Genomic DNA, 22428 nt, shown 5'->3' on the forward strand with positions numbered 1-22428 from the left:
CGCCTCAGCCCTTCTGGCGGGCGAGCCAGGAGGCCAGATCGATCTGGATCTTGCGGGCCACCTCGGCGGCGGCGCGGTCCTGGCCGTCCTGCTGGGCGGCGATGCCGGCATAGGGCTGGTCGGCGGAGTCGTAGGAGACGACCGCCTGGGCCGTACCGGTGCGCAGCAGCCCGCCCGAGGCCTTCTCCACCAGCCTGTAGTTGGCGGTCAGGCGCAGTTCGTAGCGGTTGGCGACGTTGTCGACACGGACGCCGCGCGGATAGCGGGCTTCGTCGATGGTCATCTCCAGCCGATAGGCCGCCGGAACCGACAGGTCCCGGGCCATGGCGTCGTCCAGGTGCTCGCGCAGCAGATAGGCCGAGCGGCCGTCCGGTACGACTACCTCGACCGAGGCCAGGGTCGGCGACACCCCCGGCGTGGCGTAAAGCGGCGTGAACCCGCAGGCCGAGAGGCCCAGCGAAGCGAAAACCAGAGCTGCGGCGGCGAGCTTGCGCATCAGCCGACCACGATGTTGACGATGCGGTCCTGCACCACGATCACCTTGCGAACGGTCACGCCCTCAAGGTGAGGCAGGATGCCGGCGTCTTCCAGCGCAATCTTCTTCACCTCATCCTCCGGCGTCCCCGCCTTGATGCGGATTTCGCCGCGGCGCTTGCCGTTGATCTGCACGGGCAGGACCCGTTCGTCTTCCGCCGCCAGGGCCGCGTCGGCTTGCGGCCAAGGCGCGTCGACCACCATCCCCTGCCCGCCGATGCGGATCCAGCACTCCTCGGCCAGGTGCGGCACGAAGGGCGAGACCAGGCGGGCCAGGATCGACAGGGCCTCCTTGCGCGCCGCCAGGACGGGTTGCGAGGCGCCTTCGGCCGGCGCGGCCTTCAGGATGTTGAGGAATTCGTACAGCTTGGCCACGCCGCTGTTGAAGCGGAAGCCCTCGATGGCGCCGGTGACCGCGCCGATCAGCTGGTGAGCCGATTTCAGCAGGGCCAGGGCCGCCGGGTCGTCGCCCACGGGCCCAAAGTCGCCCTCAGGTTGACTGTCGAACTCATTCCACAGGCGGTGGGTGAAGCGCCAGGCGCCTTCGACGCCGCTGTTGGTCCACTGAACGTCCCGCTCGGGCGGGCTGTCGGACATCACGAACAGGCGCGCGGCGTCCACGCCATAGGCGTCGAAGATATCTTCGGGCGCCACGACGTTCTTCTTGGACTTGGACATCTTTTCGATGTCGCCGATGACCACGGGCGCGCCGGTGGAGACCTGAACGGCGGTGCGCGTCGCGCCCATGCCGCTGATCTCAACGTCCACGGGCTCCAGCCAGGCGCCGGAACCGTCCTTGTAGGTCTCGTGAGTCACCATGCCCTGGGTGAACAGGCCGGCGAACGGCTCCTCCACCGACAGCAGGCCCTCGTCCTTCAGCGCCTTGGTGATGAACCGGGCGTAGAGCAGGTGCAGAACGGCGTGTTCGACGCCGCCGATATACTGGTCCACCGGCAGCCATCGGTCCGCCGCGGCCTTGTCCACCGGCTGGTCCGCGGTCGGATTGGCGAAACGGGCGAAGTACCAGGAGCTGTCGACAAAGGTGTCCAGCGTGTCGGTCTCGCGCTCGGCCTTGCCGCCGCAGGTGGGGCAATCGACGTGACGCCAGGTCGGGTGACGCAGCAATGGGTTGCCCGGCTTGTCGAACAGGACGTCGTCGGGCAGTCGCACGGGTAGCTGGTCGTCCGGAACCGGGACCACGCCGCACGTCTCGCAATGGATGACGGGGATCGGGCATCCCCAGTAGCGCTGGCGGGAAACCCCCCAGTCACGCAGGCGATACACGGTGGCACCCTGCCCCCGGTTCTGGCCCTCGATCACCTCGATGGCCTTGGCCTTGGCGGACTCGATGTCCAGGCCGTCCAGGAACTTGGAATTGAAGATCGAGCCAGGCCCCACATAGGCTTCGGTCCCGACCTCGAACGCCTTGGGGTCTTCGCTCGGGGGCAGTACGACCGGGGTGACCGTCAGGTCATACTTGCGGGCGAAGTCCAGATCGCGCTGGTCGTGGGCCGGGCAGCCGAAGATCGCGCCCGTGCCGTAGTCCATCAGGATGAAGTTGGCGATCCAGACCGGCAGCTTCCATTCCGGATCGAACGGATGGGCGACGGTCAGGCCGGTGTCGAGGCCCAGCTTCTCGGCGCCCTCGATATCGGCCTCGGATGTGCCGCCACGCCGGCATTCGGCCACGAAGGCCGCGACCTTGGGGTCGGCCGCCGCCAGCTGCTCGGCCAGCGGATGGTCGGGCGCGATGCCGACGAAGCTGGCGCCGAACAGGGTGTCGGGACGGGTGGTGTAGACTTCCAGACCGTTTTCGAAGCCTTTTGGAGCTTCGCCGGCGAAATCGAAGGCGAACCGCAGGCCCTTGGATCGGCCGATCCAATTCTCCTGCATGATCCTGACCTTCTCGGGCCAGCGATCAAGCGTCTTCAGGCCGTCGATCAGGCGATCGGCATAGTCGGTGATGCGCAGGAACCACTGGGTCAGCTTGCGCTTCTCGACCAGGGCGCCCGAACGCCAGCCGCGGCCGTCGATGACCTGTTCGTTGGCCAGGACGGTCATGTCGACCGGATCCCAGTTGACCACGCCTTCCTTACGATAGACGAGGCCACGCTTCAGCAGCTTCTGGAACCAGCGCTGCTGCTGGCCATAATATTCCGGGTCGCAGGTGGCGAACTCGCGCGACCAGTCGATGCTGAGGCCCAGGGCCTTCAGCTGCTCGCGCATGGCGGCGATGTTGTCGTAGGTCCAGCCCTTGGGATGGACGCCGCGCTCCATGGCCGCGTTCTCGGCCGGCATGCCAAAAGCGTCCCAGCCCATGGGATGCAGCACATCGAACCCCTGAGCCCGCTTGTAGCGCGCCACCACATCGCCCATGGCGTAGTTGCGCACGTGGCCCATATGGATGCGCCCCGACGGATAGGGGAACATCTCCAGCACGTAGTATTTCGGCTTGGAGGCGTCCTCACGCGTGCGGAAAACGTCGGCGTCCGCCCAAGCGGCGCGCCATTTGGGCTCGGTCTCTTTCGGGTTGTAGCGGGCCATAAGGCTTTAAGTAGGCTCAGCCGTTGAGGTTGGACAGGCGCAGTTGGCGGGCGCGGGTCAGGACGGCGTTCTCCAGATCCGTTTCGGTCTGGGCCGAGGCCGGGGCGTCCGCCCAGTTCCCGGCGGCGTCGCGTGTCTGCTTGAACACCGTGATGTTCAGGCCGTCGGCCCGAAGACGGGTGTCGAGGATATAGACGGTGGCCTTGAAGCGCTCGTTCGGCGCTTCGGGGGCCGAATACCAATCGGTGATGATCACGCCGCCGTAAGGATCGGCCGAGGCCAGGGGCATGAAGGCCAGGGTGTCGAGCGATGCGCGCCACAGGTAGCCGTTGACGCCGATCTGGGTTTGGGCCGGACCGGAGTCTCCGCCGCCGAACGGCCACAGGCCGCCACGCTTCTCGCCATAGACCTCAGGGCCCTTGCCGCCGCCGCAGGCCGAAACCAGGGTCAGGCTGGCGATCACCACGCCGAGCGCGGCGCCGCGCTTAAAAGACCCACGCTCAAGACGCATATTCGTCCGCTCCACTCGATATCAAGCCGCGCTTACATAGAGCACGGACTAGCGCCGCCCCCGCGACCGGGATCGGGTCTATAACATGCCGCCGCCGCCGCCAAACAGGTTTCGCGTGGCCCAAGGGACACAGGCGACTGCCTGAATCGTGGTCAGACCACCCCTGGCGTGCGACTCACCGTTGACCCCGTCGTCTTGGCGTCTCAAATGCCTAGTATTACGCCGAACAAGCGGAGCCCTTCCGGACTCCGTGCGTTGGGCCAGTCGGGTAGGGAAATTCGGGTTGTCATGACCGCTATGCGCGTCATCTCCGCGGCGGCCGCCACGCTGATCCTCTTGGGATCGGCGGCGACGGCTCATGCCCAGCAGAAACGCAGCTCCGCGATCGCACCCGACGCCTTCACCGTTCGCGGCGATTTCGACTCCAAGGGCTCGCAGTTCGGCCCGCAGGCCGGCAAGAGCCTGAAGTGGGACGCCAACAAGGGCCGTTGGGGCCTGAAGCTGGACGTCGACCCCTCGCGCGTTCGCCCGACCACCGACGTTGAAGCCGGCGCCTATTTCAAGGTGACCCCGACCCTGCGCGTCGGCGGCGCGGTCGGCATCGGCCAGCCCGACCAGGACAACGCCATGCGCAAGGCCCGCGAAGAGCCGGCGCCCCGCGTTCGTCTCGAGACCGCTCTGAAGTTCTAGTCGGCCAATCCGCTGACGGCGGCCAGCCCGGCCGCCCCGCTGCCCCGCAGCTCTCCCACATTCTCCGCCTTCACCCCGCCCAGGGCGTAGAGCGGTATTTGCGACGCCTGGACCAGGGCGGCGAACCGCTCGACGCCCACGGCCGCGCCCGCCGACGGACTGTCGCTGGGAAAAACGGAAGAAACGATCGCGGCGTCCACGCCCGCCAGCGTCGCCGCCTCGATCGCGGCCTGTGAATGAGCGGCGGCGGTGATCAGCCAGCCCGGATGCGCCAGGCGAAGACTTGAAGCGCGGTCGGCCAAGCGTTCCGGCAGATGCACGCCATCCGCGTTCGCCGCCCCGGCCAGGACCGCGTCGGCCCCGATCAGCAGCTTCAGGCCTCGCGCCAGGGTCAGTTCGCGCATGGACCGCGCCTGGGCGAGGGCGTCGGGCGCCCCGAACAGCCGCAAAACCACCGCCGAACCTGCCGGCAGGCGCGCCGCCACGGCTTGCGGATCGGGGGTCCTTGCCGGGTCGGTGAAGAACAACAGGGGGGGGAGGGGCTTTTTCAGCTTGGCGGCGCGGTTAAGGTGCGCCGCCGCTTCGGCCAGGACTTCGAGACTCATAACGCCATGCCAGCTTCCGCCCTCGACGACATCCGCGCCCGCATCGCCGCCGCCGCAAAGGCCGCCGGCCGTGATCCGGCCGCCGTCGAACTCGTCGCCGTGTCCAAGACCCAGGAATGGTCGGCCGTCGAGCCCGTACTGACCGCCGGCCAGAAAATCTTCGGCGAAAATCGGGTGCAGGAGGCCATGAGCCGCTGGACCGAACGCCGGGCCGAGATCGAACTGCGGCTGATCGGGCCCCTGCAGAGCAACAAGACCCGCGAGGCGGCGAGCTTCTTCGACGTCATCGAGACCGTCGATCGCGACAAGCTGGCCCGCGCCCTGGCGAACGAGGGCCAGCGGGCCGGCAAGCTGCCGCGCCTGTTCGTGCAGGTGAATACGGGCGAGGAGGAGCAGAAAGCCGGCGTCATCCCCACCGAGGCGGACGCCTTCATCGCCCGTTGCAGTGGTGAATACGGCCTGACCATCGAGGGCCTGATGTGCATTCCCCCCGCCGACGTCCCGCCGGGGCCGCATTTCGCCCTGCTGGCCAAGATCGCGGCCCGCAACGGCCTGTCCAAGCTGTCCATGGGCATGAGTGGCGATTTCGAGACCGCCGTGCGCTTTGGCGCGACTTCGGTTCGCGTCGGCTCGGCCCTGTTCGGCGCCCGCACCTGAGGATCAGTCCCTGACGATGGCGATGGCCGAGCCCGGCGTCGCCAGATGCAGCAGGGCCTCGAGATCCGCCCGCGCCAGAGCCACGCAGCCTTCCGTCGGCTCATAATTGTCCCGCGCCAGGTGCAGGAAGATCGCAGATCCCATGCCGGGAACGGGGGGATCATCATTGTGCGCCAGCACACCCACCAGATCATAGACATGATCGTCCCGCCACAGCCGCTCGGCGCTGGCGGCGTAGGGCAGGGCGACTTCCCGATTGTAGAGAGGGTCGGCCGGGGCGTCGCACCAGCCGTCCATCTGGCCGATCGCCTCGACGGGCAGGGCCGTTCCGGGGCCATGGGGATAGACGTCTGGCCGATAAAGCACCTTGCGGATGGCCCAGGTCCCCAGCGGACTGGCCCCATCGCCCTCTCGCTTTTCGTCAACGGGAAGCACGCCGCCCTTGCCCAGGGCGCATCGCACCGTATGGCCGTCGAGGTCGAAACGGCCGTCCGCGTGGGCGGTGAAGATCATTGGATCGTTCATGGCGTGCATCATGCCTGTTTGGCCGGTCTTGGCGAAGAGGCCCGGACCAGTGCATGTTCACCAACATGCCGCAACGCAAGACGCTCCTGCTCATCGATGACGACAACGACCTGCGCGGCGCCCTCGCCGAGCAGATACAGCTTCACGAGGAGTTCGCCGCCGTCCAGGCCGACAACGCCACCGACGGCGTGCGCCTGGCCAAGGAGGTCCGGCCGGATCTTATCCTGCTGGACGTGGATCTGCCCGACATGGACGGGCGAGAGGCCTGTCGCCTGATGCGCAAGGGCGGGGTGACCGCCCCGGTGATCATGCTCACCGCCGCCGCCACGGACTCCGACCAGATTCTGGGGCTGGAGTCGGGCGCCAACGACTACATCATCAAGCCCTTCCGCTTCGGCGTGCTGCTGGCCCGCATCCGCGCCCAGCTGCGCAGCCACGAACAGTCGGAAGACGCCATGTTCCGGGTCGGGCCGTACGAGTTCAGGCCTTCGACCAAGCTTCTCCTCGACGACAAGGGCAAGAAGATCCGCCTGACGGAGAAGGAAACCAAGATTCTCAAGTACCTCTATCGCGCCGGGGGCAAGCCCGTGCCGCGCGACGAGCTGCTGACCGAGGTCTGGGGCTACAACGCCGAAGTGACCACCCACACCCTGGAGACGCACGTCTATCGCCTGCGCCAGAAGATCGAGACCGATCCCGGCGCGGCGCGTATCCTGGTGACCGGGCCGGGCGGATACCGCCTGCAGCCCTAGGGGCGCCTAGACCTGGAAGTCGGCGCTGACCGGGGCGTGGTCGCTGGGGCGCTCCCACTCGCGCACGTCGTCGTGGACGCGTGAGACCGCCTTGCCCGTGGCGAAGGCCGCCTCGCGCAGGCCGGGACTGGCCAGGATGTGGTCCAGGCGCAGGCCGCGGTTGGACTTGCGGAAGTCGGCGGCGCGATAGCTCCACCACGAGAACAGCTTCTGCGGCTCGGGCGTCGCCTCGCGGGGCAGGTCGATGAAGCCGAGGGAGCTTTTCAACGCTTCCATCGCCTCGACCTCCACCGGAGTGTGGCTGACGATGCGCGACATCTGCTTGTGGCTCCAGACGTCGTTCTCGCCGGGCGCGACGTTCAGGTCGCCGGTGAGCACCAGCGGCGCCTTGGGGTCGCGGCGCTTCATCTCGGCGGTCAGCTTTTCGTAGAAATCGAGCTTGTGATCGAACTTGGCGTTCAGGGCGCGGTCCGGAATGTCGCCGCCGGCCGGGATGTAGAAGTTCTGGATCTCCACGCCCGCCACCTTGGCCGACACGCAGCGCGCATGACCCTCGCGGCACACGTTCAGGGGCTGGGCGTCCTCGATCGGCAGGCGCGAGGCGATGGCCACCCCGTGCCAGCCCTTCTGACCGGCGATGCGCAGATGCGGGAAACCGATGGCCTCGAAGGCGGCCCGGGGGAACTCGCCCTCCTGGCACTTGATCTCCTGCAAGGCGATGACGTCGGGCGCCGTTTCATCGACGAAGCGCGCCACCTGCTCCATGCGCAGGCGAATCGAATTGACGTTCCAGGTGACCAGTCGAAGCCGCATGGCGCGGACCTACGCGGTTTGCGGACAAAAGAAAACGCCCGGACGAAGAGGGCCAACGTCCGGGCGCTAAAGTCGTATCTCTCTCATGCCGCAGCCGGGAGGGGATTAGACCGGCACGGTCGGGCGTCACGAAGGTCCGTCGCGACGCCGATGTGCCAAAATAGCCACGACCAATACTAAAAGCAATATAAGTCGGTTAGTTTCTTGCTTGTTGTGTTTATGTCACAAATCAGGGGCGGCCAGGACGGCGCGGACGCGGGTCCTTCAGCACGAAGGTCCCCTTCTCGAACCCGTCCGCCGGGGCGAGGCTGGTCAGCCGCAGACGGGTCGCCGAACCCCGGGCGTCGGTCGTCGTCCAGCCGATCAGCCGCAGGGGTGAATCCGAGAAATTCAGGGTGATCTCCCCGCGGGTTTCCTTGCGCACGTCGCGGGCGGTGATCGAGAAGCCGTCCGACAGGCGCGCCACGCGGGTGACCTGGACACCGCGATCCAGGCGGATTTCCCGGGCCAGGAACAGCGCCAGGGGCGTGGCCTTCAGCGGATAGCCGTCAAAGGTCTTCAACCGGCTGTCGGAGACATAGACATAGATCCCGTCCGACACCACGGTCAGGCCGGAGGGCGCGTCATACTCAAAGCGCGCCTTGCCGGGACGCTGCAGATAGATCGTCCCCTGGGTGCTTACATTTCTGTTGTCGGTCTGGACGAAGCGGCCCTTGGCCATCTTCAGGCCCGACAGATAGCTCACCGCCCTGTCGACCAGGGCCTGGTCGGCGGGTGACAGCGGGGCGGCGAGCGCCAGGCTGGGAGCGAGGGCGGCCATCGCGGTAAGCGCCAGCAGATCGCGGCGGGTGGTCATGCGTCTTGTTCTCCTTGGCGGCGACCCTGGCGCGCCATTCGGGCGTCAGCAAGGCCGCTGCATGTCTGTTCTGGAACAGGCCGTAACGCACGAGCCAAGGCGAAGCTTCACGCTAGGCCGGCTTTTCTCGTCAGAAACGCCCGGAAAGGCTGGGGGTGAGGCGCAGCAGGACGTCGTCCGCCGCCCCGAGGCCGCCGGGACAGGCTTCCGGCTGGAACTTCAGGTCGTAGCAGAGCCGCACGTCGCCCAGCCGCCGCTCGCCATCGATCCGGACGACGATCATCTCGCGCTTCAGCCAGGGATTGAGGGCGGTGAACTCGCTCCGGACGCGGCCGGCGGTCAACTGGTCCGCGGGAATCTGCTCAAGCCTGGGAGTCTTCACCGAGTCGTACAGCCGGGCGGCCACGGCGAAATAGTCGGCGGGGCTGGTCCAGCCGCAGGTCCCGTGCGCGGCCCATTCATGCTGCAGCAGGCCAGGCGACGGCATGCGGCAGTACATGCCCCGCACAGTCTCGGCGTCGATCGGCCCGGCGTCGGCGCAGTAGCGCGGATGGCGCTTGCCGGCCCCGTTGGGCCACAGGCCGTGCAGGGTGAAGCCGAAATCGCCATGGCGGGCGCCATGTTCTGGCGGATTGGACCGCTTCCATTCCGGCGCCCAGCTCAGGGCCAGCAGGTTGTGGGCCACCGGCTGGTCGCGGACCACTTCCTCGGCCGGGGGGACATAGGCCGGCGCGGGGGCGAGATTGGCGGGTACGGCGCAGCTGTCGGCCAGCGCCGCTCCGGCGAAGGCGAGGACGGGCAGGGCGGCCAGGGCCGCCAACGAACGATGCAGGCTCATGCCCGAGGCTCTACAGGGCGGGCGGCGGCGGGGCCAGGATCTCGCGCTTGCCGGCGTGGTTGGCGGCGCCCACCACGCCTTCCTTCTCCATCCGCTCCATCAGGGAGGCGGCGCGGTTGTAGCCGATCTGCAGGCGGCGCTGGATGTAGCTGGTCGAGGCCTTGCGGTCGCGGGTGACCACCGCCACGGCGTGGTCGTACAGGTCGTTGGCCCCGCCCTCGCCGGCGAAGGCGCCCTCGATGGCCTCGGCGTCCTCGTCGTCGCCGCCGGCCGTGACTTCTTCCAGGTACTGGGGCTGGCCCTGGGCGCGAAGGAACTTGGCGACCTCCTCGACCTCATTGTCGCCCACGAACGGGCCGTGCAGGCGCGTGACGCGGCCGCCGCCGGCCATGTAGAGCATGTCGCCCTGGCCCAGCAGCTGTTCGGCGCCCTGTTCGCCCAGGATGGTGCGGGCGTCGATCTTGGAGGTGACCTGGAAGCTGATCCGGGTCGGGAAGTTGGCCTTGATGGTGCCGGTGATGACGTCCACCGACGGGCGCTGGGTGGCCATGATCAGGTGGATGCCGGCGGCGCGGGCCATCTGGGCCAGACGCTGCACGGCGCCTTCGATATCCTTGCCCGCCACCAGCATCAGGTCTGCCACCTCGTCGATGACCACCACCAGATAGGGCATGGGCTCGGGGCTCAGCTTCTCGGTCTCATAGATCGGGCGGCCGGTCTCGTCGAAGCCGGTCTGGACCGTGCGTTCGAAGTGTTCGCCTTTGGCCTTGGCCTCATTGGCGCGGTCGTTGTAGCCGGCCACGTTGCGCACGCCGATCTTGGACATGCGGCGATAGCGGTCCTCCATCTCGCGCACGGTCCATTTGAGCGCGACGATGGCCTTCTTCGGATCGGTCACCACCGGCGCCAGCAGGTGCGGGATGCCGTCATAGACGCTGAGCTCCAGCATCTTGGGGTCGATCATGATGAACCGGCACTTGTCCGGCGGCAGACGGTACAGGATCGACAGGATCATGGCGTTGACCCCCACCGACTTGCCCGAGCCGGTGGTGCCCGCGATCAGCAGGTGGGGCATCTTGGCCAGGTCGGCGATATAGGGCTCGCCGCCGATAGTCTCGCCGAGCGCCATGGGCAGGGCCTGGCCGGCCTTCTCATAGTCGCTGCTGGACAGCAGGTCGCGCAGATAGACGGTCTCGCGCTTCTGGTTGGGCAGTTCAATGCCGATGGCGTTGCGGCCCGGGACCACGCTGACGCGGCAGGCGGCCACGCTCATGGAGCGGGCGATGTCGTCGGACAGGGCCACGACCCGGGCGCTCTTCACGCCGGCGGCGGGGACAAGCTCGTACAGGGTGACCACGGGACCGGGGCGGATCTGGTCGATCGAACCCTTCACGCCAAATTCGGCCAGCACGCTTTCCAGCAGACGGGCGTTCTGGCGCAAGGAGCCTTCGTCCACCGCCGAGGCGCGGGGCTTGGGCTTGGTCAGCATGGCCAGCTCGGGCAGTTGGAAGCCGCCGGGCTGGACGAAATCGAAGGTCTTCTGCTTTTCGCGCACCTCGCGGCCCGAATCCTTGGGCGCGGGCTTGGGCTGCTTGATCGACAGGCGCGGCTCGCCGGACGGCGTGGAGACGGGCGCGTCGTCCTCGACCTCGTCGTCATCGTCGTCATGCTGCACGGCGATGGGCGCGGCGCGGCGCGGCTTGCGCTCGGGCGTGGCGCGTGGCGCGGGGGCGCGGCGTTCCTCGACCTCTTCGGTGCGGCGCTGCATCTGCTCGCCCACCCATGCCGCCGACGCCGCCAGGTCCAGGCGGCGCAGGCCGATGGCGTAGCCAACCCCGATCAGACCCAGCAGGCCCAAGGTCAGTCCCGCGATCAGGGTCGCGCCCGGAAGTCGGGCGAAGCTGAGCAGATTGGCGAAACCGTGTAGCAGGCCGTCGCCCCAGAAGCCGCCGAGCCCCTTGGCCAGCGGCCAGCCGGCGGGCGGGCTGGGCAGGGCCAGCAGTCCGCCCAGGGCCAGCAGCCCCAGAACGCCGACCACGGCCCGGATGCGGGTGGACTTGCGCGACACATCCGGGTCCTGATCGGCGACGCGCGAAAGGCCGAAGATGACCATCATCAGGCCGGCGCCCCAGGCGGCCAGGCCAAGCGATTGCATGAAGATGTCCGCCAGAGTGGCGCCGACGCCGCCCAGGGCGTTGCTCGGCGCGCCGCCGGTGGCGGCGTTCCAGCTGGGATCGGCCGCGTCGTAGGTGGCCACGGCCAGAACCAGCGCCACGCCGGCGGCGGTCACCATGCCGCCGCGGAATCTCGCCGTGAAAGGCGCGCTCCAGCTCGCCTTGGCCGCGTCCCAGGCCAGTTCGCTGATCGTGCGCCGCGCAGCCCGCGCCATGTCCGCCCCTTAAAGTCCGTAGATCGTCTCGAATCCCTGTTCTGCGCCGATGAAGGTTAAGGGGCGTTTACGATGATCGCGGTGTCTAGACTTATCCCCGCCGGAGCGCGCATATCGCGGCCATGGCTGACCGATACGATGCGGATGTGATCATCGCCGGCGCGGGCATGGCCGGCGCCACCCTCGCCCTGGCGCTCGCCAGCGGCGGGCTGAGCTCGATCCTGATCGATCCGCAGCCGTTCGAGGCCCAGCTGGCCCCCACCTTTGACGGCCGTTCCTCGGCCATCGCCTTCGCCTCGTTTCGTCAGTGGAAGACCATCGGCGTCGGCGAGGCGTTGGAGCCGCACGCCCAGCGCATCGAGCAGATCCTGGTCACCGACGGCCGGGCGCCCGGCGCGGGACGAGGCCCGGCGCACCTGTCCCATTCGGCCTATCTGCGTTTCGACGCCGCCGAAATCGCCGACCGCTGCGAGGGCGAGCCCCTAGGCTACATGCTGGAGAACCGCCAGATCCGCGCGGCGCTGTCCGCCGCGGTCGTGGCCAATCCCCTGATCCAGGTGATCGCGCCCCAAAGCGTCACCGGTCTTTCGGTGGAAGGGGGCGGCGCGTCCGTCACCCTGGGCGACGGCAAGACCCTGCGCGCCGCCCTGGTGGTGGGCGCCGAAGGCCGCGGCTCTGTGATCCGCCGCGAAGCCGGGATCGGCGTTATCGGCTGGGGCTATGGCCAGTCGGGCGTCGTCGCCACGGTGAAGCTGGAGCGCGGCCACGAGGGCGTGGCCCACGAATATTTCCTGCCGGGCGGGCCTTTCGCCATCCTGCCTTTGACCGACGATCGCGCCAGTCTGGTCTGGACCGAAAAGACCGCGCGGGGCGATGCGCTCAAGGCGGCGGGTCCCGAGGCGCTGCACGCCTTCCTGCATCGCCGGTTCGGCGAATTTTTGGGCAAGGTCGAGGTGGTGGGGCCGACCTTCGTCTATCCGCTGTCGCTGTCCCTGGCCGAACGCCTGGCCGCGCCGCGTGTGGCCCTGCTGGGCGACGCCGCCCACGGCATCCACCCCATCGCCGGCCAGGGCCTGAACCTGGGTCTCAAGGACGCCGCCGCCCTGGCCGAGGTGCTGGTGGACGCGGTGCGGGCGGGCGAGGACCTGGGTTCTCTGGCGGTGCTGGACCGCTACTCGCGCTGGCGGCGCTTCGACAACGCCATGCTGGCGGCCTCGGCGGACGCCTTCGTGCGGCTGTTTTCCAATGACGACCCGCTGCTGCGCTTCGTGCGAGGCGCGGGCATGGCGGTGATCAACCGCATCGGCCCGGCCCGCCGGTTCTTCATGCAGGAAGCCGGCGGCGCGGTGGGCGATCTGCCGCGCCTGCTGCGGGGCGAGGCGCTTTAAACCTAGTCCTCGAGAATGCGGGCTTCCTCGGCCAGCATGATCGGCACACCGTCGCGGATCGGATAGGCCAGCTTGGCCTGGCGGCTGACCAGTTCGGCCGCCTTGCGGTCGTAGTCCAGGGGACCTCGGCTCACGGGGCAGACCAGAATCTCCAGAAGGCGCGGGTCGATTTCGGCGGCGGGGGTGTCGAAGGGATCGCTCATGGGCGCCTTTTACTGAATGGCGGACGGTTCGTCATCCGGACCGGCGGCGGCGTCGATCTCCAGCATGGCGATCAGGGCCGTGCGGCGATCCTCGGCCGTGCGGGCCTCCAGCAGCAGCTGCTTTTCCTGCACATCGAAGGGCAGGGCCATGGACAGGCTGTTGACCAGGGCGTCGCAGGGCGCGCCCTCGGCGCTTTCCCAGTCGATGTCCAGGCCGCGACGCTCCAGATAGTGCTTAAGGGCGGTCAGGAACGGGCCGCGATCCAGGGCCAGATCCGCCTCAATGCTGGTCAGGTCGTGTTCGAACGGCGCGAACCGTGCTCGCACCTGGCGATAGGGGGTGCGCGCCGGGAGCTCCTCGCCCGCCTCGAAGCGGCAGATGCCGGTCAGGGTGATCAGATAGCGCCCGTCGGTGGTTTCGGCGAAGCTGGTCACCTTGCCCGCGCAGCCCACGGCGGCCAGCTTGGGCCGTTCGGGATCGTCGTCGGCCCCGTGCCGGGTCTGGATCATGCCGATGATCCGCTCCCCGCCCATGGCGTCGTCCAGCATGTTCAGGTAGCGCGGCTCGAAGATGTTGAGCGGCAATTGTCCGCCCGGCAGCAGCAGGGCCCCATCCAGCGGAAACACCGGGATCACCTGGGGCAGGTCCGACGCCTTCCGATAGCCAGTGGCCATGCGAGCTCCTTAGGAGAAGAGGATCGAGGACAGGCGGCGGCGGCCGTGCTTGGCCACCTCCGAGGTCGGACCCGCCGCCTCGAACACCGTCAGCAGCTGTTTGCGCGCCGCTTCGTCGTTCCAGGCGCGGTCACGCTCGATGATGGTCAGCAGTTGATCGGCCGCCGCATCCAGCCGGCCGTGACCGGCCAGGGCCTTGGCCAGCTCAAAGCGGGCTTCGTGGTCATCGGCGTCGGCCTTCAGCCGCTTTTCAAAGGCGCTGGTCTCGGACGGCGCGTCCTCGGCCAGGGACAGGGCGGCGCGAACGCTTTCCAGATCGGCGTCCTTGGCGCCGGCCGGAGCCATATCCGCGATCTCGCGCGCACGCTCCATGTCTCCCCCCGCCAGGTAGCAGCGCGCCAGGCCGCCCAGGGCCTTTATGTTCTCCGGGTCCAGGGACAGGGCTTCGGCGTAGGCCTGGGCCGCGCCGCCGATGTCGTTCAGGTCCATGGACTCCTTGGCTAGCGCCAGGATGGCGTCCACGTCCGAGGGGGCGGGCGGTCCCGCCAGCTTGTCGATGAAGGCCTTGATCTGACTGTCGGGCACGGCGCCCATGAAGCCGTCCACCGGCTGGCCGTCGACGAAGGCGTAGACCGTGGGGATGGACTGCACCCGCAGCTGGCCCGCGAAGGCCGGGTTCTTGTCCACGTCGATCTTGACCAGCTTCACCGCGCCGGCGGCGGCGGTGACGGCCTTTTCCAGCGCCGGGGTCAGCTGGCGGCAGGGGCCGCACCAGGTGGCCCAGAAATCCACGATCACCGGCTGGACCTTGGACGCCTCGATGACGTCGGCCATGAAGGAGGCGTCGCCGCCCTCCTTGATCAGGTCGCCGGCGGGCGCGCTCTTCTTGTCGGGCGCGAGGCCCTCGCCGATCAGGCTCATGGTCGGTACTCCAGTTCGATGGGCCTTAAGATGGTCGCAAGCGTCGCCGGCTTCAACGCGCCGACAGCGTCATGGCTTCGAAATCGACGATCAGGGGCTCGATTTCCAGGGCCGCGAGGAAGCGCCGGAACCCCGTCTGCGATACCGCGGTGGTGGCGTCGTTGCTCAGAGGATGGAAATTGACCGGGTCGGCCGCGGCCAGGGCGGCGTCCAGAACAAAGCGCACCTTGCGCGCGCGGTCGTTGATGAGGCCGAACGCGGTGACCGAGCCCGGCGTCACGCCAAGGGTCTCGACCATCAGCGCCTCCGGCCCGAACGACAGCCGGCCCGAGCCGATCACCGGGGGCAGGGCCTTCAGGTCGATCCGCGTCTCGCCCAGGGCCGAGATCAGCCAAAGCTGCCCGCGATGGTCCTTGAGGAACAGGTTCTTGGTATGGCCGCCGGGCAAGTGGGCCTTTATGGCCTGGCCCTCCTCCACCCGGAAGACGGGCGGATGCTCATGGGTCAGGTGATCCACGCCATGGCGGTCGAAGAAGGCGAACAGGTCGGATCGGTCAGCGGGGCCGGTCATGCCGCCTCCCTAGCGCAAGCCGTGGCCGAAGGTTAGAGGTGTCGCGGTTCCCTCAGCGAGGATGCTCATGCAGCTCGAGTGCTACCCCACCTGCAACCGCCCGCCGGACATCGTGCCGGGGCGCCCGCAACGCGGGTGGATGGAGACCTTCGCCGACCGGCACCCCTATCGCTGCCTGCCCCTAACCATGGCCAACACATCGGGCTGGGAAATCCTCTGTCCCGTGAGCTTCACGGCCAGCTGGACCGGCGGCAAGCACCAGGACGACATCCGCGTCACCCCGGATCATCCGTTTCCGGACTTCACCGATTTCGTGAAATCCCACTTCAGCCATGGGGTCCTGACCTTCCACCCCGGCTACCTGTTCCGCAGCCCTCCGGGCTGGTCGATGCTGGCCAGCGGGGCGCCCAACCACGTCAAGGACGGCATCCAGGCCCTCAGCGGCCTGGTGGAGACCGACTGGCTGCCGTTCCCCTTCACGATGAACTGGATCTTCACCCGCCCCGGCGAGGTGCGCTTCGAAAAGGGCGAGCCGTTCTGCTTCATCACCCTGGTTCAGGACAAGCCCCTGGCCCAGGTGCAGCCGGTGACCCGCTCCCTGGCTCGCAATGAAGAACTGCGCGACCAGTACGACGCCTGGAGCCGCCAGCGGGGCGAGTTCAACGCCCGCATCTTCCGCCGCGAACCCGAGGCGGTGAAGGAGGCCTGGCAGCGCTACTACTTCAAGGGCGAGCTGCCCGAGGAGCTGGGTCCGGGGCCGGCCGACCACGTCAACAAGCGCCGTCTGAAGTCGCCGAAACTGGGGGCGTGATTTTATTGGCCGAGCCGCTTGCAAAGGCCAAAAGCCTCTGCCATAAGCCGGCCTCTCGATTTTGGGGACGCGGTTCGCCGCCCCCCGATGCGGGCGTAGCTCAGTGGTAGAGCACAACCTTGCCAAGGTTGGGGTCGAGAGTTCGAATCTCTTCGCCCGCTCCAGTCTTCAGACTGGAATATCGAGTTGAACAGGGCCCGCCTCGGCGGGCCCTTTTTCATTTCCCAATTCATCTTGCATGGCAGCCGGAACATCGCCGCGCGGCCGCCCGTTCTCCTGCCAGCACAGGAGATGGTCATGACCGACACCAACGGCGACTGGGAACAGGATCAGGCGGAGACCTTCGACGAGGACAACATGTCTCTCGACGAGGAGGGCGGACCGAACGCCGAGCTTCGAACCTTCGAGGAAATGCCGGACGTCGAGGACCTGACCCAGGCCGCCGGCGACGCGGACGATGATGACGCGCTGATCGCCGAGGATCTCGACGACGAGGAGATCATCGAGCTGGAAGCCGACGCCGACAACGGCGAATTCGACGACGCGGCGCTGGAGGACGACCAGAACCTGGCCGTGCGCTCGACCATGGGACTGTCCCGTCCCGGTCATGACGAGGTCGAGCTGGCCGCCGGCGGCGACATGTCCCAGGTAGGGAACAGCCCGGCTTCGCGGTTTGAATCTTCTCGTCTGTCGGACGAAGACCTGGAAGATCTGGGCTATGCGAAAGACGGCAAGGCTACATAGTTAAAGCGCCGGAAACCTTTGTGTAGCTTGGCTTTGCGAAAATAAAGCTGACCGCTGAAACTATTTCTTTGCCAACGCGCCAGTAGGTTCCCCTGATCTTCTTTGATTAAGGGCGCCGCGTGCTCAAAGTTCTGACGTGCCTGACCGTTGAACATGACTTCAGGCTCGTCGTGGTCGCCGCGGTCGTGTGTTTTTCGGCGTGCCTGACGGCTTTCCGGCTGTTCTCGCGCATCCGCGGCTCGCAGGGCATGGTCCGCGGGGCGTGGGTGCTGCTGACCGGTCTGGTGGCCGGTTCCGGCGTCTGGGCGACCCACTTCATCGCCATGCTGGCCTACAAGCCCGGCCTGCCGACCGGCTATGAGCCGCTGGGCACCTTGGCGTCCCTGATGATCGCGGTCGTTTTCATCGGCGGCGGCTTCGCCGTGGGCGCCGCCCGCCGCGACACTGACAACCAGATCGCCGGCGGCGTGCTGATCGGCCTCGGCGTGGCGGCCATGCATTATGAGGGCATGTCGGCTTTCGTCACCCAGGGCCAGATCGTCTGGGAACAGGCGATCGTCGGCGCCTCGGTCCTGTTCGGGGTCGCCGGCTCGGTTTCCGCACTGATGGTGGCGGGCCGCGCCCGGACCCTGTCGAGTCAACTTATGGCCGGCAGCCTGTTCGCCACCGGCGTCTGCGCCCTGCACTTCACCGGCATGGGCGCCATCACCATTATTCCGGACCCGAGCATCGTGGTTCCGGCCCAGCTGCTGTCTGGCGGCGTCCTGACCTTCGCCGTGACCGGCATCACCGCCATGATCATCATGGGCGGTCTGGGCGCGGTGGTCATCGAATCCCAGACCAGCCGCTCAGCCCTCGAGCGCATCCGCCGCCTGGCCAACGCCGCCTATGAGGGCATCGTGGTGGTCGAGGAAGGCCGTCTGAACGACGCCAACGCCGCCTTCTGCGATCTGGTCGGCGCCCCGCTCGACGCGCTCGTCGGCGCCCGCCTGGAAGGCGAGCTGCTGATCTTCGACCCGGCCGCCCCCCGGGGCGGCGAGCGTCGCCGCGAGGCGGTCCTGCGCCCGCGCGACGGCATGAGCGAGATTCCGGTCGAGGTCTTCGCCCGCGTGCTGGAAGACGGTCGTCGCACCGAAACCTCCGGCCTCACCGTCCTGGCGATCCGCGACCTGCGCGAGCGCCGGTCGGCCGAGGAAAAGATCCGTTACCTGGCCGAACATGACGGCCTGACAGGCCTGCCCAACCGCAACTCGCTGCAGGCCCGCCTGACCGCGGCGCTGGACCGGGTCGAGGCGTCTGGCGAGGGCTTGGCCCTGCTGTGCCTGGATCTCGACAACTTCAAGGAAGCCAACGACCTGCACGGCCACCCGGCGGGCGACGCCCTGCTGGTCGAGGCCGCGCAACGTCTGTCCAGCGTGCTTCCCGCGCCGTCCTTCGCCGCCCGGCTGGGCGGGGACGAGTTCGTCATCGTCCAGATCGGTGGCGGCGATCAGCCGGCCGCGGCGGCCGAGCTGGCCGCCCACGTACTGGAATCCATGCGCCGGCCGTTCCATTATGAGGGCCACGAGCTTTCCCTCAGCGTCAGCATCGGGGTCAGCCTGTGCCCGGACGACGGCCGCACCGCCGCCGCCCTGCTGACCAACGCCGACATGGCGCTTTACCGCGCCAAGGAAAGCGGCCGCGACCGCTATCGCTTCTTCAAGCGCGAGATGGACGAGACCATCCGCGAGCGCCGCAATCTGGCGCGCGAACTGAAGGCCGCCATCCAGGCCGAAGAGCTGATGGTCTATTACCAGCCTCAGGCTCGCGCCTCCGACGGCGAGATCTGCGGTTTTGAGGCTCTGGTGCGCTGGAACCACCCGGTGCGCGGCATGATCCCGCCGGTGGAGTTCATCCCCATCGCCGAGGAGAGCGGCCTGATCGAGGCGCTGGGCGCCTTCGTGCTGAACCAAGCCTGCGCCGACGCGATGGCTTGGGAGCGTCCCCTGAACGTGGCCGTGAACCTGTCGCCGCTGCAGCTGAACCAGCCCGGCCTGTCGGCCATGGTCCACAGCGTCCTGGTCAACAGCGGCCTGTCGCCCCAGCGCCTGGAGCTTGAAGTGACCGAAAGCGCCCTGTTCAAGGACTATCAGCGCGCCCTGGACAACCTGCGCCAGTTGAAGGCCCTGGGCGTGCGCATCGCCATGGACGATTTCGGCACCGGCTATTCGTCCCTATCGACTTTGCAGTCCTTCCCCTTCGACAAGCTCAAGATCGACAAGAGCTTCGTCGAGAGCATCCACCGCCACGACCGCGCCACCGCCATCGTGAAGGCCGTTCTCAGCCTGGGCCGCAGCCTGGACATCCCGGTTGTGGCCGAAGGGGTGGAGACCGGCGAACAGCTGGCCTTCCTGCGCGGCGAAAACTGCGCCGAGGTGCAGGGCTACGCCATCGGCCGCCCCGCGCCCGTGGACACCCTGACCAACTGGACCAACCTGGTCGCGCCAAAGCCTTCGCGCCGCCGCTCCACGGCCGCCTGACCAGCGTTTCCCGGCGCGCGGCCATCCGCCGCTTCCGCGTGCAGCCCATCTTGGGTTACAACACTGACGGGACAGGGGTGGCCCGCGTGGAGTGAGCTATGCCCGTCTTCGGTCCCGCCAAGTGGGATTCCGCCCAGCGTGGTGTCGGCGCGACCGTCACCTGGAGCTTCGCTGAGAGCAACTACGCCTCATTGGCCCAGCGCTACAGCGGCTATGTGGATCTGACCCCTATCGCCGATGCCTTCCGCGCCTCGGTGCAGGCGGCGTTCGACGCCTGGGAGGCGGTGGCCAACATCGATTTTGTCTGGGTCGCCGACGCGTCCAATGTCGATATCCGGGTGGGCGATCACGCCATCGACGGACGGCCGAGCGCCGGCCAGGGCTCGACCCTGGCGACCGCCCAGTTCTGGTACAGCGGCGGGCGGATGAGCATCGCTCAGGTCTATTTCGACGTGGACGCCTACGACCGGGGCAATTTCTACAGCACCGCCGTCCACGAGATCGGCCACGCCATCGGCCTCGATCACGCCAGCCTGCCCGAAGCGGTGATGTACGCCCAGATCACCAGCGCCAATCGTTCCGGCACGCTGCACGGCGACGACATAGCGGGCGTCCAGACGCTCTATGGCGCCAAGGCCGCCGCCGGGGCGAGCGCTACGGTCAGCCTGTTGCAGGCCAGTTTCGAGCATGTCCTGCGCGTCGATCCGGCCACCGCGCCCGCCACCCTGATCCTGTCCGACGGATCATCGGTGACCAATCCCATGCGCAGCTTCGCCGATCTTCTGCCCGGCCTGGCCACACAGGTGGAGATGGGGCAGATCAGCCTCGCCGCCGCCCAGGCGCAGATCGCCGGCTGGGCGGCGACCACGACCTCGGTCGCCAACCTGGCCTATGACTTCTTCACTGGCCGCACGCCCACGGCGACAGGCTTGGACTATCTGATCAACAGCCCCTCGAACGCCGGGGATTTGAACGACCCCTATTACGCCCGCTTCAACGTCGAGAACCGCTACATCAATTTCGCCGTCAACCTCGGCAAGCTGGGAGAGGGTCGGGATAGCTTCACCGAGGCGTACGGCGACCTGACCCTGCAACAGGCGACCAAGACGGCGTATGAGCAGATTTTCGGCGTCGCGGCCACCGACGCCAAGGTCTCGGCCCTGCTCTCGGGCCGGATCGACTACTTCGCCAGCTACGGCGGCGACGGGGCGAATGGCGTCGGAACCAAGGCGGCCATGGTCGGCTGGTTGCTGGCCGAAGCCGACAAGGCTGATCTGGGACCCTATGTGACGGCCAACAACCGTTTCCTGATCGACCTGGCCACGGACGGAACAGCGCAGTTCAACGTCCATCTTCCCACGGCCTACGCCCTGGGCGCCCCGGCCGAGGACAGCGGCGCGCTGCAGCTTCACGCCGATTCCGTCTACAGCGCTCCGGACCCGGATTTCGAGGACGGGAGCCAAGCTGTGCTTTGGGGCGTTGTGCGGAACCAGGTGTTCGAACACGCCGAGCTGGTCTGAAGCGGCGCCATTGACGGCGAGCGGGCTCGGCTGGACATTCGCCCGCCCCCAACTGGACCCGTCATGGCCGCCATCGTACCCGTCACCTCGCGAAGCTCGTTGATCATCATCGCCGCCGTGGCGGTGGGCTTCACGCTGTATTTCCTGCGCGACATCCTCACGCCGCTGGCGCTCGCCGTATTCCTGGCCGTGATGATCGATGGGTTTGCGCGCATCCTGGGTGAGCGCATTCCGGGCTTTCCGGCCCGCGCCGCGCTGCCGGTCGCCGTCGTGGCCTCGATCCTGATCTTCGGCCTGACCACCTGGTTTGTGGCCGAGAACGCGGCCACCTTCGTCAATCAGCTGATCCATTACGGCCCGCGCATCGACGGGCGCATCGCCCAGGTGGCGGACCTGTTGGGGATCGCCGCCCCGCCGCCGATGCGCGAGTTGATCACGCGTTTCAACGCCACCCGCTATATCGGGCCGGTAGCCGCGGGCTTCCAGAACTTCGCCTCCGACGCCGTTTTCGTCCTGATCTACCTGGGCTTCATCATCGCCTCGCGGCGCGGCTTCAAGCAGAAGGCCCGGGCCCTGTTCGTCACCGACGCCGAGCGGCAGGACGCGATCAAGGCCTTCGACCGTATCCGCAGCGGGGTTGAGCGCTATCTTTGGATCCAAACGGTCACCGGCGTGATCATCGCCTTCGGCTCATGGATCGCCATGGTGGCCGTGGGCCTCGACAGCGCCCTGTTCTGGGCTCTGCTGATCTTCCTGGCTTCCTATATTCCCGTCGTCGGCGGGGTGATCGGCGTGGCGCTGCCGCCCGTCTTCGCCCTGGTTCAGTTCGAAACCTGGTGGCAGGCCATCGTCCTGCTCAGCGTGCTGCAGACAGTTCAGTTCGTGGTCGCCAATGTGATCCTCCCCCGAATGCAGGGCGACAGCCTGAACATGGATCCGGTGGTGGTCCTGCTGGCCCTGGCGTTCTGGAGCCTGGTCTGGGGTTTGCCCGGCGCCTTCCTGTCCACGCCGCTGGCGGTCATGACCATGATCATCCTCGCCCAGTTCGAAGGCGGGCGTAAGATCGCCATCCTCCTGTCGGCTGACGGCGACCCCCTTGGCGCGGACGAAGCCAAGGGGCGTCCGCGCCGAAAAAAGCCCGTCGCGAAACCTTCGTCTTGAGGGGTCTTTAATCCCCGGCGTGGTCACCTATCTGTAGTCCATCGGACGTTCCCCCAGGTCCGATCGCGGAGCGGCGCAAAGCGTCGTGACCGCCCAAGGCAGCGCCAACTCCCCCTTGGCGCGCCATTGCGCCGCCGGATTTCCCCCATCCGGCGGCGCTTTTGCGTCTGGAATGGATCAAAACGGGTTTTTTTCGATCAA

General features: G+C 67.5%; 22 protein-coding genes and 1 tRNA gene. 10 read left to right on the forward strand and 13 right to left on the reverse strand.

The genetic code is table 11. The features are described 5' to 3' along the window. Positions 1-4: 4 nt before the first annotated feature. The 3 genes from lptE to O5K31_RS00325 are packed head-to-tail and all read right to left on the reverse strand — an operon-like array spanning position 5 to position 3589. On the reverse strand, positions 5-496 hold the full coding sequence (gene lptE, locus O5K31_RS00315) for an LPS assembly lipoprotein LptE (protein WP_269715143.1): 492 nt from the start codon (positions 494-496) through the stop codon (positions 5-7). Further along, positions 496-3078: a leucine--tRNA ligase gene (gene leuS / locus O5K31_RS00320; RefSeq protein WP_269715144.1), complete on the reverse strand. Its 2583-nt coding sequence runs from the start codon at positions 3076-3078 to the stop codon at positions 496-498. The genes lptE and leuS overlap by 1 nt, the downstream gene beginning before the upstream one ends. A 16-nt stretch (positions 3079-3094) precedes the next feature. Beyond that, entirely contained in the window at positions 3095-3589 is a 495-nt protein-coding gene (locus O5K31_RS00325; RefSeq protein ID WP_269715145.1) for a DUF3576 domain-containing protein, read from the reverse strand. A gap of 288 nt (positions 3590-3877) precedes the next feature. Between O5K31_RS00325 and O5K31_RS00330 the strand changes: the two genes are divergently transcribed. Then, positions 3878-4279, forward strand: a complete 402-nt coding sequence (locus O5K31_RS00330) for an NtrZ family periplasmic regulatory protein (RefSeq protein WP_269715146.1) — start codon at positions 3878-3880, stop codon at positions 4277-4279. On the opposite strand, the gene O5K31_RS00335 is transcribed toward O5K31_RS00330, so the two are convergent. Continuing rightward, positions 4276-4884: a thiamine phosphate synthase gene (locus tag O5K31_RS00335; protein WP_269715147.1), complete on the reverse strand. Its 609-nt coding sequence runs from the start codon at positions 4882-4884 to the stop codon at positions 4276-4278. The two genes, O5K31_RS00330 and O5K31_RS00335, sit on opposite strands and share 4 nt — an antisense overlap. Positions 4885-4890: 6 nt before the next feature. On the opposite strand from O5K31_RS00335, the gene O5K31_RS00340 reads away from it, so the two are divergent. Beyond that, positions 4891-5541, forward strand: coding sequence for a YggS family pyridoxal phosphate-dependent enzyme (locus O5K31_RS00340; protein ID WP_269715148.1), 651 nt, complete (start codon positions 4891-4893; stop codon positions 5539-5541). A gap of 3 nt (positions 5542-5544) precedes the next feature. Here O5K31_RS00340 and O5K31_RS00345 read toward each other — a convergent pair whose 3' ends face one another. Next, positions 5545-6054: a L,D-transpeptidase family protein gene (locus tag O5K31_RS00345; RefSeq protein WP_269717116.1), complete on the reverse strand. Its 510-nt coding sequence runs from the start codon at positions 6052-6054 to the stop codon at positions 5545-5547. Positions 6055-6131: 77 nt separating this feature from the next. Here O5K31_RS00345 and O5K31_RS00350 point away from each other — a divergent pair, with 77 nt between their 5' ends. Further along, positions 6132-6818, forward strand: a complete 687-nt coding sequence (locus tag O5K31_RS00350; protein ID WP_269717118.1) for a response regulator transcription factor — start codon at positions 6132-6134, stop codon at positions 6816-6818. Positions 6819-6824: 6 nt separating this feature from the next. Here O5K31_RS00350 and xth read toward each other — a convergent pair whose 3' ends face one another. From xth to O5K31_RS00370, 4 genes are all read right to left on the reverse strand, one after another. Then, the gene (gene xth / locus O5K31_RS00355) at positions 6825-7631 is read right to left on the reverse strand and encodes an exodeoxyribonuclease III (protein WP_269715149.1); all 807 of its coding nucleotides are present in this window, start codon (positions 7629-7631) and stop codon (positions 6825-6827) included. 229 nt (positions 7632-7860) lie between these two features. Next, the gene (locus O5K31_RS00360) at positions 7861-8487 is read right to left on the reverse strand and encodes a LolA family protein (protein ID WP_269715150.1); all 627 of its coding nucleotides are present in this window, start codon (positions 8485-8487) and stop codon (positions 7861-7863) included. A gap of 130 nt (positions 8488-8617) precedes the next feature. Continuing rightward, positions 8618-9325, reverse strand: coding sequence for a ribonuclease T2 family protein (locus O5K31_RS00365; protein ID WP_269715151.1), 708 nt, complete (start codon positions 9323-9325; stop codon positions 8618-8620). 10 nt (positions 9326-9335) lie between these two features. Beyond that, the gene (locus O5K31_RS00370; protein WP_269715152.1) at positions 9336-11714 is read right to left on the reverse strand and encodes an FtsK/SpoIIIE family DNA translocase; all 2379 of its coding nucleotides are present in this window, start codon (positions 11712-11714) and stop codon (positions 9336-9338) included. Between the two features lie 122 nt (positions 11715-11836). Between O5K31_RS00370 and O5K31_RS00375 the strand changes: the two genes are divergently transcribed. After that, the gene (locus O5K31_RS00375) at positions 11837-13102 is read left to right on the forward strand and encodes a UbiH/UbiF/VisC/COQ6 family ubiquinone biosynthesis hydroxylase (protein WP_269715153.1); all 1266 of its coding nucleotides are present in this window, start codon (positions 11837-11839) and stop codon (positions 13100-13102) included. 2 nt (positions 13103-13104) lie between these two features. Here O5K31_RS00375 and O5K31_RS00380 read toward each other — a convergent pair whose 3' ends face one another. Genes O5K31_RS00380 through O5K31_RS00395 form a run of 4 tightly spaced genes read right to left on the reverse strand, consistent with a single transcriptional unit; the run spans position 13105 to position 15472 of the window. Then, complete coding sequence (locus O5K31_RS00380; RefSeq protein WP_269715154.1) at positions 13105-13305, reverse strand: Trm112 family protein; 201 nt, start codon at positions 13303-13305, stop codon at positions 13105-13107. 9 nt (positions 13306-13314) lie between these two features. After that, complete coding sequence (locus tag O5K31_RS00385) at positions 13315-13980, reverse strand: LON peptidase substrate-binding domain-containing protein (RefSeq protein ID WP_269715155.1); 666 nt, start codon at positions 13978-13980, stop codon at positions 13315-13317. A gap of 9 nt (positions 13981-13989) precedes the next feature. Continuing rightward, the gene (gene trxA, locus O5K31_RS00390) at positions 13990-14901 is read right to left on the reverse strand and encodes a thioredoxin (RefSeq protein ID WP_269715156.1); all 912 of its coding nucleotides are present in this window, start codon (positions 14899-14901) and stop codon (positions 13990-13992) included. 52 nt (positions 14902-14953) lie between these two features. After that, positions 14954-15472 carry a prolyl-tRNA synthetase associated domain-containing protein gene (locus O5K31_RS00395; RefSeq protein ID WP_269715157.1) on the reverse strand — a complete coding sequence of 173 codons (519 nt, stop codon included), beginning with the start codon at positions 15470-15472 and terminating at the stop codon, positions 14954-14956. Positions 15473-15539: 67 nt separating this feature from the next. On the opposite strand from O5K31_RS00395, the gene O5K31_RS00400 reads away from it, so the two are divergent. The 6 genes from O5K31_RS00400 (at position 15540) to O5K31_RS00425 (ending at position 22227) form a co-directional block, all read left to right on the forward strand. Next, on the forward strand, positions 15540-16283 hold the full coding sequence (locus O5K31_RS00400) for a DUF6065 family protein (protein WP_269715158.1): 744 nt from the start codon (positions 15540-15542) through the stop codon (positions 16281-16283). An 89-nt stretch (positions 16284-16372) separates the two neighbouring features. Next, positions 16373-16447, forward strand: a tRNA-Gly gene (locus tag O5K31_RS00405). Between the two features lie 133 nt (positions 16448-16580). After that, positions 16581-17027, forward strand: a complete 447-nt coding sequence (locus tag O5K31_RS00410; RefSeq protein ID WP_269715159.1) for a hypothetical protein — start codon at positions 16581-16583, stop codon at positions 17025-17027. A gap of 119 nt (positions 17028-17146) precedes the next feature. After that, positions 17147-19546, forward strand: coding sequence for a bifunctional diguanylate cyclase/phosphodiesterase (locus O5K31_RS00415; protein WP_269715160.1), 2400 nt, complete (start codon positions 17147-17149; stop codon positions 19544-19546). 98 nt (positions 19547-19644) lie between these two features. Beyond that, the gene (locus tag O5K31_RS00420) at positions 19645-21066 is read left to right on the forward strand and encodes a matrixin family metalloprotease (RefSeq protein WP_269715161.1); all 1422 of its coding nucleotides are present in this window, start codon (positions 19645-19647) and stop codon (positions 21064-21066) included. Between the two features lie 63 nt (positions 21067-21129). After that, complete coding sequence (locus tag O5K31_RS00425) at positions 21130-22227, forward strand: AI-2E family transporter (protein ID WP_269715162.1); 1098 nt, start codon at positions 21130-21132, stop codon at positions 22225-22227. Positions 22228-22428: the final 201 nt, after the last annotated feature.

The organism is Caulobacter sp. NIBR2454 (assembly GCF_027474405.1).
Lineage (GTDB): Bacteria > Pseudomonadota > Alphaproteobacteria > Caulobacterales > Caulobacteraceae > Caulobacter.